At 38.7% G+C, this 14,511-nt stretch carries 14 protein-coding genes, 1 pseudogene and 1 riboswitch; of the genes and pseudogenes, 1 reads left to right on the forward strand and 14 read right to left on the reverse strand.

Going from position 1 to position 14,511, the window contains the following annotated elements:
- Window positions 1–76: 76 nt before the first annotated feature.
- The 4 genes and pseudogenes from IEU71_RS06145 to IEU71_RS06160 all read right to left on the reverse strand — a co-directional run.
- A pseudogene (locus IEU71_RS06145) lies at window positions 77–442 on the reverse strand (glycosyltransferase family 2 protein); the annotation flags it as partial.
- Window positions 439–1,014 (reverse strand): hypothetical protein, encoded by a 576-nt coding sequence (locus IEU71_RS06150; RefSeq protein ID WP_004915281.1) that lies wholly within the window; start codon window positions 1,012–1,014, stop codon window positions 439–441. The pseudogene IEU71_RS06145 and the gene IEU71_RS06150, both read right to left, overlap by 4 nt.
- 38 nt (window positions 1,015–1,052) lie before the next feature.
- Entirely contained in the window at window positions 1,053–1,694 is a 642-nt protein-coding gene (locus IEU71_RS06155) for a hypothetical protein (RefSeq protein WP_004915282.1), read from the reverse strand.
- Window positions 1,695–1,721: 27 nt separating this feature from the next.
- On the reverse strand, window positions 1,722–3,083 hold the full coding sequence (locus tag IEU71_RS06160; RefSeq protein WP_004915284.1) for an FAD-dependent oxidoreductase: 1,362 nt from the start codon (window positions 3,081–3,083) through the stop codon (window positions 1,722–1,724).
- A 227-nt stretch (window positions 3,084–3,310) separates the two neighbouring features.
- Between IEU71_RS06160 and IEU71_RS06165 the strand changes: the two genes are divergently transcribed.
- The gene (locus IEU71_RS06165; RefSeq protein WP_004915286.1) at window positions 3,311–4,270 is read left to right on the forward strand and encodes a Dyp-type peroxidase; all 960 of its coding nucleotides are present in this window, start codon (window positions 3,311–3,313) and stop codon (window positions 4,268–4,270) included.
- A gap of 35 nt (window positions 4,271–4,305) precedes the next feature.
- On the opposite strand, the gene dapB is transcribed toward IEU71_RS06165, so the two are convergent.
- From dapB to pepF, 10 genes are all read right to left on the reverse strand, one after another.
- Window positions 4,306–5,031 (reverse strand): 4-hydroxy-tetrahydrodipicolinate reductase, encoded by a 726-nt coding sequence (gene dapB / locus IEU71_RS06170; RefSeq protein ID WP_004915289.1) that lies wholly within the window; start codon window positions 5,029–5,031, stop codon window positions 4,306–4,308.
- A complete protein-coding gene (gene dapA, locus IEU71_RS06175; RefSeq protein WP_004915290.1) occupies window positions 5,028–5,897 on the reverse strand; it encodes a 4-hydroxy-tetrahydrodipicolinate synthase in 870 nt (289 codons plus the stop codon). The genes dapB and dapA overlap by 4 nt, the downstream gene beginning before the upstream one ends.
- Window positions 5,898–5,899: 2 nt before the next feature.
- Window positions 5,900–7,054: an N-acetyldiaminopimelate deacetylase gene (locus tag IEU71_RS06180; protein WP_004915292.1), complete on the reverse strand. Its 1,155-nt coding sequence runs from the start codon at window positions 7,052–7,054 to the stop codon at window positions 5,900–5,902.
- Window positions 7,054–7,755, reverse strand: a complete 702-nt coding sequence (gene dapD / locus IEU71_RS06185; RefSeq protein WP_004915293.1) for a 2,3,4,5-tetrahydropyridine-2,6-dicarboxylate N-acetyltransferase — start codon at window positions 7,753–7,755, stop codon at window positions 7,054–7,056. The genes IEU71_RS06180 and dapD overlap by 1 nt, the downstream gene beginning before the upstream one ends.
- 4 nt (window positions 7,756–7,759) lie before the next feature.
- Window positions 7,760–9,049, reverse strand: a complete 1,290-nt coding sequence (gene lysA / locus IEU71_RS06190; RefSeq protein ID WP_004915294.1) for a diaminopimelate decarboxylase — start codon at window positions 9,047–9,049, stop codon at window positions 7,760–7,762.
- An 84-nt stretch (window positions 9,050–9,133) separates the two neighbouring features.
- Window positions 9,134–9,301, reverse strand: a riboswitch (Lysine riboswitch).
- A 108-nt stretch (window positions 9,302–9,409) separates the two neighbouring features.
- Complete coding sequence (locus tag IEU71_RS06195) at window positions 9,410–9,709, reverse strand: hypothetical protein (RefSeq protein ID WP_051000486.1); 300 nt, start codon at window positions 9,707–9,709, stop codon at window positions 9,410–9,412.
- A 60-nt stretch (window positions 9,710–9,769) separates the two neighbouring features.
- Window positions 9,770–11,152: a nicotinate phosphoribosyltransferase gene (locus IEU71_RS06200; RefSeq protein ID WP_004915300.1), complete on the reverse strand. Its 1,383-nt coding sequence runs from the start codon at window positions 11,150–11,152 to the stop codon at window positions 9,770–9,772.
- Complete coding sequence (locus tag IEU71_RS06205; protein ID WP_004915302.1) at window positions 11,145–11,696, reverse strand: helix-turn-helix domain-containing protein; 552 nt, start codon at window positions 11,694–11,696, stop codon at window positions 11,145–11,147. The genes IEU71_RS06200 and IEU71_RS06205 overlap by 8 nt, the downstream gene beginning before the upstream one ends.
- Before the next feature lie 141 nt (window positions 11,697–11,837).
- Complete coding sequence (locus IEU71_RS06210; RefSeq protein WP_004915304.1) at window positions 11,838–12,512, reverse strand: VTT domain-containing protein; 675 nt, start codon at window positions 12,510–12,512, stop codon at window positions 11,838–11,840.
- 113 nt (window positions 12,513–12,625) lie between these two features.
- Window positions 12,626–14,449, reverse strand: a complete 1,824-nt coding sequence (pepF, locus tag IEU71_RS06215; protein ID WP_004915305.1) for an oligoendopeptidase F — start codon at window positions 14,447–14,449, stop codon at window positions 12,626–12,628.
- Window positions 14,450–14,511 lie beyond the last annotated feature (62 nt).

A 14,511-nucleotide genomic window follows, 5' to 3' on the forward strand; every position in this document is an offset into this window, starting at 1 on the left:
TTCAATATCGACAACTCACCACTGAGTCTGTTAGTTAATTAATTTTATTTTGTCCAACTATTGGGGTTCACTTCAGTGCCTTACCCTTATTCTTATTGACACGTAAAACGCGTAACTTCTGATACTTAGCACTTAGTCTAGACAAAATTTCCGGCGTTGTATCAGTTGAGCCATCATCACAAACCAGCACCTCATAATTGTGATATTCTAAATCGTTCATTAAATAATCAATCGTATCTTCAATGACCATTTCTTCGTTATGGCAAGGAATCATGATTGTAATCATTGGCTCTTTTTCGACTCGAATTTTTTTGAAATCACGATCCAAAATTTTACCAACGTACACTGTGCGATAAAAAATGCCACCAATAGTCCAAGCAATAGCGCCAATAATCGGATATAAGGTCAAAATTTGCACAAAAACTGCCAGAATTTGCTTCATTTAATTTCTACCCCACTTTCCTTAAATAAGTCACTAATTAGGTGATCATCAATATTTTGTTCTTCATTAACAGCATAATATTTCGTTGATTCACGGAAATTTTTATCACCATATCTACTCGTGTAAAGCTTATCCATGACTGCCTTTCGCGCCTGAAGTTTATCGTCATCATACGTGATTTGATTCGGGTATATTTTTTGTTCACGATAATTATTTCGTACCAAAAATGCCAAACTACATACAAGCACAACGACAATCGCAATCAAGATTGAAGCTTGTAGGAATTTAGTAAGATCAAACCCATCTTGATATTGCCAATGATACAATGACTGCCACAATTTACCGTTTTTTAATGAATTAAACAATATCAAAACTGGTAACACAAGGACAATAGCAAAAACAAAATTGATGCCGAGTTGTCGAAATTTAAGTCCCCAGTTGCCCTTGTCGAAAAAATCGTCTTGTACAAAATTTTTCACATTTTGCGACTTTGATGCTTTATCATCAGTTTCAATAAAAATATTTTCTTGACTAAATTGCTTAGTATTTGATTGTATATGTTTGTCAGTCATTTTTTTCAGCCAATTCAATTTTTTTTGTCAAATTCTTATTAGGATCTAATAAATACTTCTTTTCCAATTGTAGAAGCGTCTCTTTTGGCATAATAGCCTGTATTGTTGAGATCAAGTTGTAAAGCATATACCGCTTCTTTAATAAATGATGCTTGTCCACTTTCCATATACTTGATAATGACCATTAAAAACTCAGATGACAAAAATTTATCTGGAATCTTAGAGTCCTTAAGTATCGAATCGTTGATAATTTTTGAAGCTTTTCGATCAATTGCCTCAACTTCTAAACGTAAGTTTGCCTCTAAATCTTGATTAATTAATTTTTTAATTGGCCAAAACACCTTATATTTTGACAATTCTTTTGACAACATATAGACGATTAAAAATAAAAAGGCCGATAACATTAATAATCCAACAACGCGCGTCCAAATATTTTCAGTCGTGCCCGTGCTGCCATACATTAAACTTGCTGCGTGATTAGAAAAAACAATACTTCCCAATAAAGTCATTGGTAAGATTAATGCCACAACACTTGTAATCAAAGATTGTCTGTCGTTTGACTCTTTTTTAAATGCTCTGATACACTCGTTTCTGGAAAAGGCGTTTTTTTCTAATTCTTGCAAAAGTTCCCATGACACATAACAGTAGTCTAACTCGCTAATTTTCTGGTCTGTTACCATTGTCAGCACTCCTTTCCATCGCCAACATTACTTGACGGATTTTTCTTTTTGGCGAATCGCATCAGCAAGAATCTGCGTAAAACTTCTAGGATTATTGAAGCCATGTTTGAAATAAAAATCACTGTATTGAAGGTCTTCAACCGTTAAATTATTTTGGATAGCTAAGGAAATAATCTCTGCTTGCGCGCCAACCTCAAAGGATGATCCTTTACACTGTATACCTAATATTTTGTGGGTCACTTTTTCATAAACCAAATAAGCTTCAAAGAAAGCATTACCATTGACATATTGATCTCTTATGGTAACAACATCGCTATCAAAACCTTCTTGTTTCGCTTTTTCGTGTGTCAAACCAGACATGCATAACGATATGTCACGGTCAAAATTCAGTTTGTATGTGCCTTGAGAATATTTCAATTGGACAGTATTGCCTGCTAAATTAGCGCCCGCAACATCTCCTTGTCGAATGGCGTCACTCGCGTGTGGCACATAAGTTGGTTCCTTTACGTTGGTTAGTTTGGTTGTCGCACAATCACCGACAGCATAAACATCTGGATGACTCGTTTGCATGTAATCATCTACAATAATCGCGCCACGATCGCCCAGTGCTACTTGATCGGCTACTAGAAACGAATTGGGTCTAAAACCAGTTGCATAAATAATACCGTCAGCCTCAAAATGTTGACCATCAGCTGTTCTAACATGGCTAATTTTACGATTACTGTCCTTTAGATTCTCTTCATCAATGCTGGTAATCAAAGTATTTGTGATAATTTTAACGCCATTTTCTACCAATGCATTTTGCATATCAAGCGCAATTTCTTTATCCAAATATCGGTTTAAGATGAAATCAGAAGAATGAATAATTGTGGTTTCAATTTTTAATTCACTCAAAATTTTAGCCATTTCAATGCCAATTGCACCACCACCAATCACAATGCAGCTCCGACTTTCAGCCATTAATTGTCTAATTTTAACCGCGTCTTCAAATTTTTTGATAACATACAGTTTATCTACAAAACCATCTTGAACCAATGACAGACTGGGATACGAGCCAGTGGCAACGACTAATTTATCAAAGTGATCTTCTTTTTCTACATCATAAACCATGTCAACATAGTGAATGGTCTTGTTACTGAGATCAACAGAATCAATCACAGTTTGTGTTTTAACTGTAATATGTTTTGCTTCTAGTTCAGCAATTGTGGTATAACTTGATAATTTCAAAAAGTTACTATCGCCAGCTAAATAGAGCGGTATACTTTGCGCTACAAAGCCAATGCTCTTTTGCTTTTCGTAAATGACAATGTTACTATCTGGATTTTCTTCCCTCGCGCGTAACGCACACGCTATGCCGGCGTGACTAGCGCCGATGATTCTAATTTCCATAATTACTGCTCCCTTAATCAATTTTTGATATCATAACATTAATAATGCCATCATCTTAAATAATCATCATAAAACTAATATTATTACCTATTTACGTTTATTTTACATGATAAATATGAATTTTATGTGATTTTAGACACAGTAGCAAAAAGAGTTATTTAGAATGATTATTGATTAAAACAATTAATTGGCGTATGATAGCACTAGTTTAATAATTGGAGGGAAAAATGACAGTTAATCCATTAAAAGCGCAAGATGTTTGGAAAGATGTTGGTGAACATGTTCAATTCACTGTACTCAAGTTCAAGAGAATAGATCGCGCAAAAACACAAGCGGCAATTCAAGAATTTGCGGATCGCTCACAGGCAATTATTCGCTCGTTACGTATTCGTGATTCTCATTTGGCAACAGAATCAAGCTTGAAAGTTGCCATTGGATTTAGTGAAACAGCTTGGAAATATCTTTTCCCAAATCAACCTAAACCTGCTGAATTAGAAACATTCAGCGGCGTTAAGGGCCCAGAATACGAAATGCCTGCTTCCGCTGGTGATTTGTTTTTTCATATACGCGCTAGCAATGAAGCTGTTGTCTACGAGGCACAAACACAATTTATGCGTTTTCTAAAAAATATCACTGACGTAGTCGATGAAACTAAGGGATTCCGCTATTTTGAAGGACGTGCAATCATTGGTTTTATTGATGGTACGGAAGCGCCAGCTGTTGAAGATGCTGCAGGTTATGCGCTTATCGGAGATGAAGATCCAAACTTTACTAATGGATCTTATGCTTTTGCCCAAAAGTGGCGTCATAATATGGACTTTTGGGGCCAACTTAATAATGAAACACAAGAAAAAGCAATTGGTCGTGAAAAATTTACCGATCTAGAATTAGAAGATGATGACAAATTCAAAAATGCCCATAATGTTGCGTCAAAATTTGAAAAAAATGGTGAAGAACAAAAAATTGTTCGCATGAATGTACCATTCTCAGATCCAGCTTCGGGCAACACTGGCACTTATTTCATTGGGTATTCACGCTATTGGTCAGTTACCAAGGGCATGCTAACTAATATGGTCGACCAATCTGATTATTTACTCACTTTTTCAGATATTTTGTCTGGTCAACTTTTCTTTGTTCCTTCTCGCGATACTTTAGCTGACATCGCCGAAGGTGTTTATAATCAATAAAAAAAGTTACTTCAGTTCATTACTGAAGTAACTTTTTAGTTTAATAACTGGTCAAGTCCAATCACGAGGTGATCTAATTTTGTAACGGCATTTAATGACATTATGACACCTGGCACAAACGCAGCACGACTAGTTGTGCTTTGTGACAAGGTGAGTTGCTCATCAATGCCGCCAAAGTAAACTGTTTGTTGCGCAATATAACCTGGTAAACGCATCGCGTGCACAGGCACATCGTCAACTCTTTCGCCACGCGCTTCACCAACACTTGTTTGTGCTGGTGCTTTTTGTCGTGAACTAGCAATCATTCGTGCAGTCTGTTTTGCAGTGCCTGATGGTGAGTCCACTTTTTTGGGGTTATGTGCTTCAACAATTTCCACATCTGGAAAGTATTGCGCTGCCGTTTTTGAGAATTGCATTAACAATACAGCTGACAAACTAAAGTTTGGGACAATTAAAATACCATTTGTCGCTGAAGCTTTAAGGTGAGTGACTTGCGCATCGCTTAAGCCTGTCGCACCAATGACTAATGCCATATTATGAGCAATTGCGTACTGGGCGTTCTCATATACGGTCGCTGGTGTGCTCACATCAAGCCAGATATCTGCTGATACATCAATGTCTTCAAGAGATGTCCAAACTGGTATGTCACTATCATGCTGATGACCACTTAAAATGCCAACAATTTCATAATCGGCCTTGAGACCATTTTGAATCGCCTCACCTAATTTGCCGAAACCACCTGCTAAAATAATTTTTGTCATGAATTCTCCAATAAATCATTCAGATGTGCCTTTTCAGCTTCAGCCAAGGCTAAAATAGGCAATCGAACATCTTTTCTAATCAAACCAAGATCAGCCAGTTTTGTTTTAACTGGTGCTGGAGATGGGTAAGCAAACAATGCATTCATTCTTGGCGTCAAATACCGTTGCAACCTGCCGGCTTCTTGCCAATTATTTGTAGCCATCGCTTTAAATAACGCTGTCATCTCATCACCATATAAATGTGAAGCAACTGAAATAGTACCCGCTCCACCCACAACGTAAGCTGATAAGGTCATCGCATCTTCACCAGTATAAACTGAGAAATCAGTCGTACCAGCAACTTCAGCTGCAATTAAATCAACCGAGGTTGTTTCTTTGATAGCGTTGATGTTCGGATGCTTTGCAAGCTTTAAAACACTATCTAGTGTCAAACCAACCACGGTACGGCCTGGAATATTGTAAAGCATGACTGGTTTGCTAGCGGCGTCTGCGATGGCTTCAAAGTGGGCGATCATCCCTGCCTGACTGGGCTTATTGTAGTAAGGTGTAACCGCTAAAATACCATCAACGCCTGTAATAGCGCTTAATTCGCGCGCTGCCATAACAGACTCTTTAGTATTATTAGAGCCAGCGTTAGCAATTACTAAAGCACGGCCACTAACTTGTTGGACAATATGCGTGGTTAAAGCCAGCTTTTCTTCGTGAGTTAATGCAGGGGATTCGCCGGTTGTACCTGCAACAACAAAACCTTGCGTACCATGCTGCAACAAATGTTCTATCAAACTATCCAACGAGTCATAATCAATACTGTCATCGGCTGTAAACGGTGTTACAATTGCGGTGATTAAACGAATATTTTCGTACATTTTCAATCTCCTTGCGACATGCGATAAACTAAAAAGGATTTAAGGGCCAAAAATCCGGGCATCAGTGCTGCTTCATCAATGTTAAGCTTGGCGCTATGAAGTGGATGGGAATCGTTTACGCCTAAGCACAACATCACGCCAGGAATATGCTGTAATAAATACCCAAAATCCTCGCCCGTCATAGCAGGTTTGGCTAATTCAAAGTTGATATTGTCATCTTCCGTCATGTAATTAATCAAGTTTTCAGCCAATTTTGGATCATTTTCCACTGGTAAATAACTACCACTTTCTAGCGATACTTCAATAGTCAAATCGTTGGCTAAAGCAATACCATCCGCTATTTTTTGAATGCGTGACATCATCGTTTTCAATCCAGATAATGTCATGCTACGTACTGTACCTTCCAAATGAACACGATCTGGAATAACGTTATTTGCGAAGCCGCCTTGAATTGTGCCAATACTGACAACGCCACCTTCAATTGGATCAACACCACGCGAAACAACTGTTTGTAACGTTGTAATTAACTCCGCAGCGCCTAAAATTGGATCATGAACCAAGTGAGGATAGGCTGCATGACCGCCTTGGCCAATTACATCAACCTTTAACTCAGCAGTACCAGCAAATAAAGTGCCTGCTAACGTACTCAAAGTGCCAGCAGGCAAATCAGGTTGATCATGAATACCATAGAATTCATCTGGTCGCCATTGACCTTCAAATAAATTCAAGTCATAGGCTAATTTTCCACCACTCTTTTCTTCTTCTGCTGGTTGGAAAAAGATAATGACATGATCTTCTGGCTGATGTTCACTAAAATATTTAGTAATGGCTAAGGCCAAACTCATGTGAACATCATGCCCGCAGGCATGCATGCGACCATCATGTATTGAGGAAAATGGTAGCTGTGTGTCTTCTGTAATTGGCAAAGCATCAATATCTGATCGATAACCAATTGTTCTTTTAGGATGGGAACCCTCAAATCTTACTAACAAAGCTGTCGGTAATTCTGGCACCTCCCGTATGGTCATAAAATCAGTCTGCCATGACTGAACTTTTTTGAGCAAATAATCATGTGTTTGAAATTCGGATAAAGCTAGTTCTGGTATTTGGTGTAATTCACGCCGAAATGTCTGTATATCTGCTTCAGAAACTGTCATTAAAGACTCCTTAGTGCATCAATTAAAGCGGTTTTTTGTTGCGTTTGTTCATCGATTGTTTTGATTACTTTGGCAGGTACACCAGCAACCACCGTGTTTGCCGGTACATCTTTGGTGACAATCGCACCAGCAGCAACAACGGCACCATCACCAACTTGCACACCTTCAATGACAACCGCATTTGCACCAACCAAAACATTATCTCCAACTCGCACAGGTTGGGCAGATGCTGGCTCAATCACACCCGCCAGTACGGCACCAGCGCCGATATGTGAATTTTTACCAACAATTGCACGGCCACCAAGGACGGCTCCCATATCAATCATTGTCCCCGCGCCAATCTCGGCACCAATATTAATGACGGCACCAAGCATAATCACAGCTGAATCACCAATGCTAACTTGATCACGAATAATAGCGCCAGGCTCAATTCGAGCATTGATAGCCTTTTTGTCCAGCAACGGTACTGCTGAATTACGTGAATCATTTTCAATCAAAACACTATCTTCTGGCAAATTTGAAATCAATGGCGCAACATCAGCCCAATCACCAATTAATTGACCAAAAATATCATTACCAAAATGTTTGACTTGGTCTGGCACCTCAGCATCAAGTGATCCTTTATAGGTCACTTTCACAGGTGTTTTTTTGGGTGCATTTGCAATAAAGTTGATCAAACGTTGTGCTTCATTTTCAGGCATTCTACTATTCTCCTAAAGTATAATCTCGGTCTAACGACACTAAATGTTCAAATGTTTCTCGTTCTACAACCAATTGGTGTTGGCCGTTTTCGACAAATACCACTGCTGGTCTGGGATTACGATTATAATTCGAGGCCATGGCATAACCATAAGCACCCGTTGCATTTACCACTAAGATATCCCCTAGTTTTGTGGCTGGTAAAGCTTGTTGCCAGACTAATACATCACCAGATTCACAATATTTACCAGCAACTCGAACGACTTCTTCAGTTTGGGCATTCGGTTGATTAGCTAACACTGCTGTGTAATTAGCTTGATATAACGCCGGTCGAATATTATCACCCATACCACCATCAACGGCCAAATAATGGCGAATATCAGGAATGTCTTTTCTTGAGCCAATTGTATACAGTGTTTTCCCAGCTGGTCCAACAATTGAGCGTCCAGGTTCAATCCATATTTCTGGCATTTTCCAATCATATTCAGCAGCTTTTGCTTTCAATACACGAATAATAGCCTGTGCAAATTCACTTTCAGGTAACGGCTTATCCTCATCAGTATATTTAATACCAAAACCACCACCGGCGTTAATCACTTCAGGTTGCCACCCCCAAGCATTAGCCGTGTCAGCAAGGAGCGCAGCGTTTTGTTCAAAACCAGTAACATCAAAAATTTGTGAACCAATATGTGCGTGCAAACCACGTAAGTTTAAATGATCATCATTGATGGCGATGTCAAAAGCCTCTTTCGCCTGCCCAGATATTAAATCAAAGCCAAATTTACTATCTTGCTGACCCGTACTGATAAACTCGTGTGTATGTGCTGAAATGCCAGGCGAAATTCGTAACAGAATGTCCTGTTTAATGGCATTTTTTTCAGTAATTTCAGAAAGTAATTTTAGTTCTAAAAAATTATCGACAATGATGGTTCCGACACCTTCTTTAACAGCAAATGTCAATTCGTCATAACTTTTATTATTACCATTAAAACTTAAATGCGCTGCTGGAAAGCCAGCAGCTAGTGCTGTATATAGTTCACCACCAGACACCACATCTGCATGAATGCCTTCCTGAGCAACAACTTGATAGATTGCTTTTGTGGCAAATGCTTTTCCAGCATAACTAATCACAAATGGAATCTTTTCTTGTTCAAATACTTGCTTAAAAGCACGGATTGTCTGTCTGATATGACTTACATCATAAACATACAGCGGTGTACCATACTTTTGCGCTAATTCAATAGTGTCGACGTCTTCAATTGTTAAATGCTGATTCGTATTCGTTGGATAACTCATGCTTTCCCCTTATTCACAATAAAAAGCCATTAGTCTGAGCCTCACGGTCACAGTCTAACGGCTTTTTAATTTACCAATTTTGACAGTTGCCATAGCTCATCGCACGTGTGCGACAGTCTAACGGTTCTTAACCCTTAGCCCAACACGTTTCATTTGTAGATAAAACGTATTTCGGCGACGTCCCCTAACCTACCATCAACCCCTACAAGAGCTCCGGCAGGCGCAATGTCAATCGCAACCTCTATGTGAAATATATAAGTATTTTTAACTATTATCCCTTGAAAATTAGAAAATGTCAAGGTAATTATTTACTTGTCTTTAATCTTAACTTATAACCTTGTTTTGTGAACAACATATTGATTAAAATTCTTGATCAATAAATGTTAGCCCAAGCTCTTTACCATAGCGTCTTATTGTTGATTCTGTTAAGTTCATTTTAAAAGCTAAATCAATGTAACTAGTCATCCCTTGATTAAACAAAACTTGCATTTGCGCTTTTCTTTCATCTTTTCCGATAGCTGATTCAGTGCCTAATGCTTTAATGTCACGCCCAACCATGCCTGTTTCAGGTTCACTAATTGGTTGATGATCACGTTTATCACGTTGACGCCATGCTTGTGCTGCGGCTTTTTCATCTAGTCGTGTGACTTTGACTGACATATCGTCTTCACTTGGTTGTTTACTAAAATGATAGTTTAATCCCACTTGTTATTAGTCCTTTCACTCATGATTGTTGGCGCGAGCCAATATGTCTGCACCATTAATTGGTGACACAATCCCATTATGGTAGACTACCTTTAATAAATCTTCACCAGGTTCGTTTTGAGAAACAGTGATGATCTTTTGCTCACGTTGAATGACTTTCAAACGTCCTGATTTTGATGCCTTTGAGACATCAGTTTTAGGCTTTTTTTGAATGTTGAGATGATCACCGTTGGATTTCTCGGCATACGCGGCTTTAATAGCAAAGCGTTCAGTATCACGTGTAAATCCTTCTTGTAGCAAACCACCACCAGAACCAACGACCAAATTATCAGCTGACCACCCTTCTGCCAGTAGCTTTTCATAAAGTGATACGATGGTATCAGCTTTCATACCGTCGCCCTGAATGATACCAACATTATGTTTAATCACGCGATAGCCTTTATCGTTTGTTTCCGTACCAAAAATGTCAGCCAAACAACTTAATACCTCTAAATCAATCTGTTCAGGATCACCGGAATCAGGACGCAACACTATTCTACCTGAACGTTTCATGATTCTTGACTTCATTGAATCAGATCCAATCACATTTTTGACAAAGTTGATGGCATCATAAGAATCTATCACGATCGACAAAACAGCATCTTCTGGTGCACGATCAAGTTGCGCATTCACGTAATCAAATTCACCTTGTCCATCACCATAAGCAGTTGCAACCGAATGTTCGGTCGCCCAAACGGACAAAGCCCGACCCGCAATACCATATACATTCTCAAAGTATTGCGACGCCGCCAAATTATCGGATCCTTGAAAATGTAACAAGTGCGCAGCGCCACCGCGTTTGCCAGATTCCAAACTCGTAGCACCTCGTAGTCCAAAATCATTCACCGCTAAAAACAAACCATCAACTGAACCAGACTGCTCAAACAATGGCCGCAAACGTTTTTTTATCACCATAGAATTAGTGGCAATTGTCGTTGGATACCAGACATGCATTAAAAGGGCTTCCAAAGCATTCAACGTTGTGGCAAACCACGGTGCTGTCGTTTCAATTGTAAATAACGCATTCCCCGTTGGCACAGTCATGCCTTCAGGTAATGCCTTGATAGTGACAGGAAAGTAGCCCAAGTCACGAACTTTTTCCCAGACAGCACGATTAAAGTAAGCCGATGTTCCAAATGTTTGTAAAGACATCTTTTCAGCTTCGTCTATCATATCATCAGTAATTTTGATATGAAAATAATCATGTAAAATCATCCCCAAACCAAACCAGCTTACTCGATCAAACTGACCACCTACGCGTGCTTCGCCATAAGAATATAACTTAGTAATATTATCAGGGTACTGTAAATGGTGGGTCAACTTATAAGCATCCGTCGCTATAATTAAATTTTCAGCCATGCTTTATCTCCGTCAATTCAGACGTGACAAGCATACGAGTCACGTCTGTAAACGTTTCACCACTATGGCGAATCAAGCGCCAATCATATTCTTTATCATCGTTAAATTCATCAATATAGGGTTCAAACTCACCATCAGTTTGTAAAATTAAATAGCCAGCAAAAGCGGCAACAAATTCTGACTCTGTTTCGACAATTCGTGTTAATTGATTGTTATCAAAAAAACCAACTGCTAATTTATCGGAGCCCCACTGACCTTCAAATGCCCATTTTAAGGTAATCCAATCTGACATTGTTATGCCAAGATTTAACAAATAGTCGACAGATAAACGAATGTGAATAGGGTGCGCTAGTTTTTGTGTCTCGATACCTTTGGTATCCAATTGTGCTGAAAAAATACCACTGAGCGCTTCTAGTTCACTGACCGTTGGCATGATGGTTTCATTTTCCCAAGCTAAAACGGTTTCACTTTCAACATCAAGTGCATCAGCAATTTCTTGACGGGTCATTTGGGTTAACTGTTGTAATTTTTCAATATTATTCATGTTTTCATCTCATACCACCGGCATTCCCGATGGGTCTATCTCATTTTCTTTCTATTGTAACACGAGAGCAATCATTACTTAATTGAATTTATCATAAAACCACCTGATATATTGGTATATCAGGTGGTTTTATGATAAATATTATTTTTTAGATAATTTTTTTTGCCGACGTGAAATCATTGCTGAACGAATAATGCCAATAATCGTTGGCAACAATGTTACCAGAGCAATGCCTAAAATAATGATAGAGAAATGCGCCTTAACAAACGGAATATTGCCAAACAAGTACCCTGCCCCCGTGGCAATCAAACTCCACGTAAACGCAGCAATCACGCTGTTTTTCAAAAATCGGCCATACGGGAACTGACTAATACCTGCCACAAACGGCACAAAGGTTCTCACAATCGGCATGTAACGCGCAATAATGATGGCAACCGCGCCCTTTTTCTCGAAAAAGCCCTCTGCTTCTCGAATATGCTCCTCTTTAATGAAGCGCCCAATTAATGGATGCCTAATCAGCTGATAACCACCTGTTCGGCCAATCCAAAAATTCAATGTGTCGCCCAAAATGGCTGCAAAAAAGAAAACAAACATAAACACCCAATGATTCAATCCAGCATTGAGTCCAGCCTGCGTGGCAGCAATTGCACCCGCAGCAAATAGCAAAGAATCCCCAGGCAAAAAGGGCATGATGACTGCGCCAGTTTCAATAAAAATGACTGCAAATAAGATAAGATATGTCCATAAACCAAATGATTGCACCAAATTAGCAATATGAGCATCAATATGTAGAATAAAATCAATTAAAAAAGCCATGATGAGTTTGCGCCGGTCATAATCTGAAACAGCGACGCATTTTCCTTCCAATTTCAGTAATTCTATTTTACCACATCGTTATCTTGACAGCCCTCGCAAGTATTGATAACGATTTATTTAGTCGAAAAAAGTTGTTCTAGGGTATTAACATCCTCTTCAAAATTCGCAAAAGCACTATCAAGATACTCCCCACTGACCATATCAAATCCTGCTGACTTAATGAGATTAACTGGATAATCGACGCCACCTGAAGCCAAAAAACGGCGGTAGTTATCCAGCGCTTGCTTGTCACCACTCAATATTTTATTAGCAATCGCACTGGCCACCGCATACGATGTCGCATATTGATAGACATAAAAATTGTAGTAAAAATGTGGCACACTGGCAAATTGGACGGCATAACTGTCATCCGGAAAATCATCAACAATTTGCTCACCATTAAATTGCTTTTCTAATTGTGTCGTCATTTGATTCAATACGGTTAAAGACAATGCTTGACCGTTTTGTTCCGTTTGGTAAGTTAGGTGCTCAAATTCTGCAAACTCTGCAGCTGTTACAACTACATTCAAAAAACTAGCAATTGATTTTGTACGCAAATAAATTTGCGCTTCACGGTCATTTTGGTATTTTTTAATCAGATAATTTTGCAATAAAATTTCGTTGAGCGTGGAAGCAATCTCGGCATTGAAAGTTGCCGCTTCACTATATTGAACGGGTTGTGTTTGATTACTTCGGACACTATGTATCGCGTGGCCCAATTCATGCACCAAAATATTAGTGCTATACAATTTATTTGTCCAAGTTAATAAAATATACGGATGAACTGTTGCAATACCAATTTCAAAACCACCAGAAGACTTACCAACATTTTCTGCAACATCAATCCAGCGATTATTTAATGCCTCTTTCACTTGGTTAACGTAATCCTCACCAAGTGGCTTCAATGCCTCTAGTGCCAGCTTTTCCCCCTCTTCATAGGTTGTTGGTAAGAAATCTTTACCAGTTAATGGTACAGATAAGTCATAATGATGTAATTGCTCAACCCCAAGCACTTTTTTCCTTAAATCGTAGTAGCGGTAAACCGTATTGATGTGTTCATGGGTTTTACTAATGAGCACGTCGTACAATGCTTCAGGAATATTGTTTTGTGCTAATTGCTGTGAGCGCGCACTGTGATAGCCACGTAATGCAGCAATCGTATTTTGACTGTGAACATGGGTATTATAAAGTTTAGCCATAGTATGCGAAACGCTGATATGCGCGTGCGCTATCATATCAACAGCTTTCTTTCTGATGTCGCGATTTTGTGAATGAATAAACTGTGAAGCATTCCCCATGGTTAATTCAATTTCATCGCCATTTTCATCTCTCAATGTGCCAAAGTTCAAATCAACATCATTAAGCGTATCAAAAACATCATTAGGACTTTGAAGAGTTGCGTTTAACGCACCCAATAATTTTTCTTCGGTCGCTGTTAATTGATGGGCACTATTTAAACGAATTTTGTCAAAATAAAATTGATAATGCAACAATTTTGGCTCTTGCGTCATATATGACTGCAGTTTATCGGATTCAATGCCTGATATTTCAATTTTGTAAAAAGCTGTCCCTGCGTAAAAAGTTGCCATGAGCTCGTCAGATGCCCCTTTAACTTGCTGAGCAACTGGATTAGTCATGTCACTAGCATACAAAAGTTCTGCATAAGCCCAAGTTTTATCAATATTAACGTCGATCACATTCACTAACTTTTCAGTTGCAAGCAATAAATTTTGAGGACTATCACCCAGATGATTTTTAAAGGACGAAAAATGATTAATTGTATCTGTCGTTTGTTGGCACGCCTTCTCATAGTCTGCCGGCGTTTTAAAAATATCAGTTAAATTCCAAGTCAGATTTACCGGAACTTCTGACCGTTTTAGTTTTCTTTTATGAGCCATGATGAATTTTTGCTTTTTATAATCTAATATTCATCATATCGTTATCAAATAAAAAAGCAAGT

Source organism: Leuconostoc falkenbergense, assembly GCF_014634805.1.
GTDB lineage: Bacteria > Bacillota > Bacilli > Lactobacillales > Lactobacillaceae > Leuconostoc > Leuconostoc falkenbergense.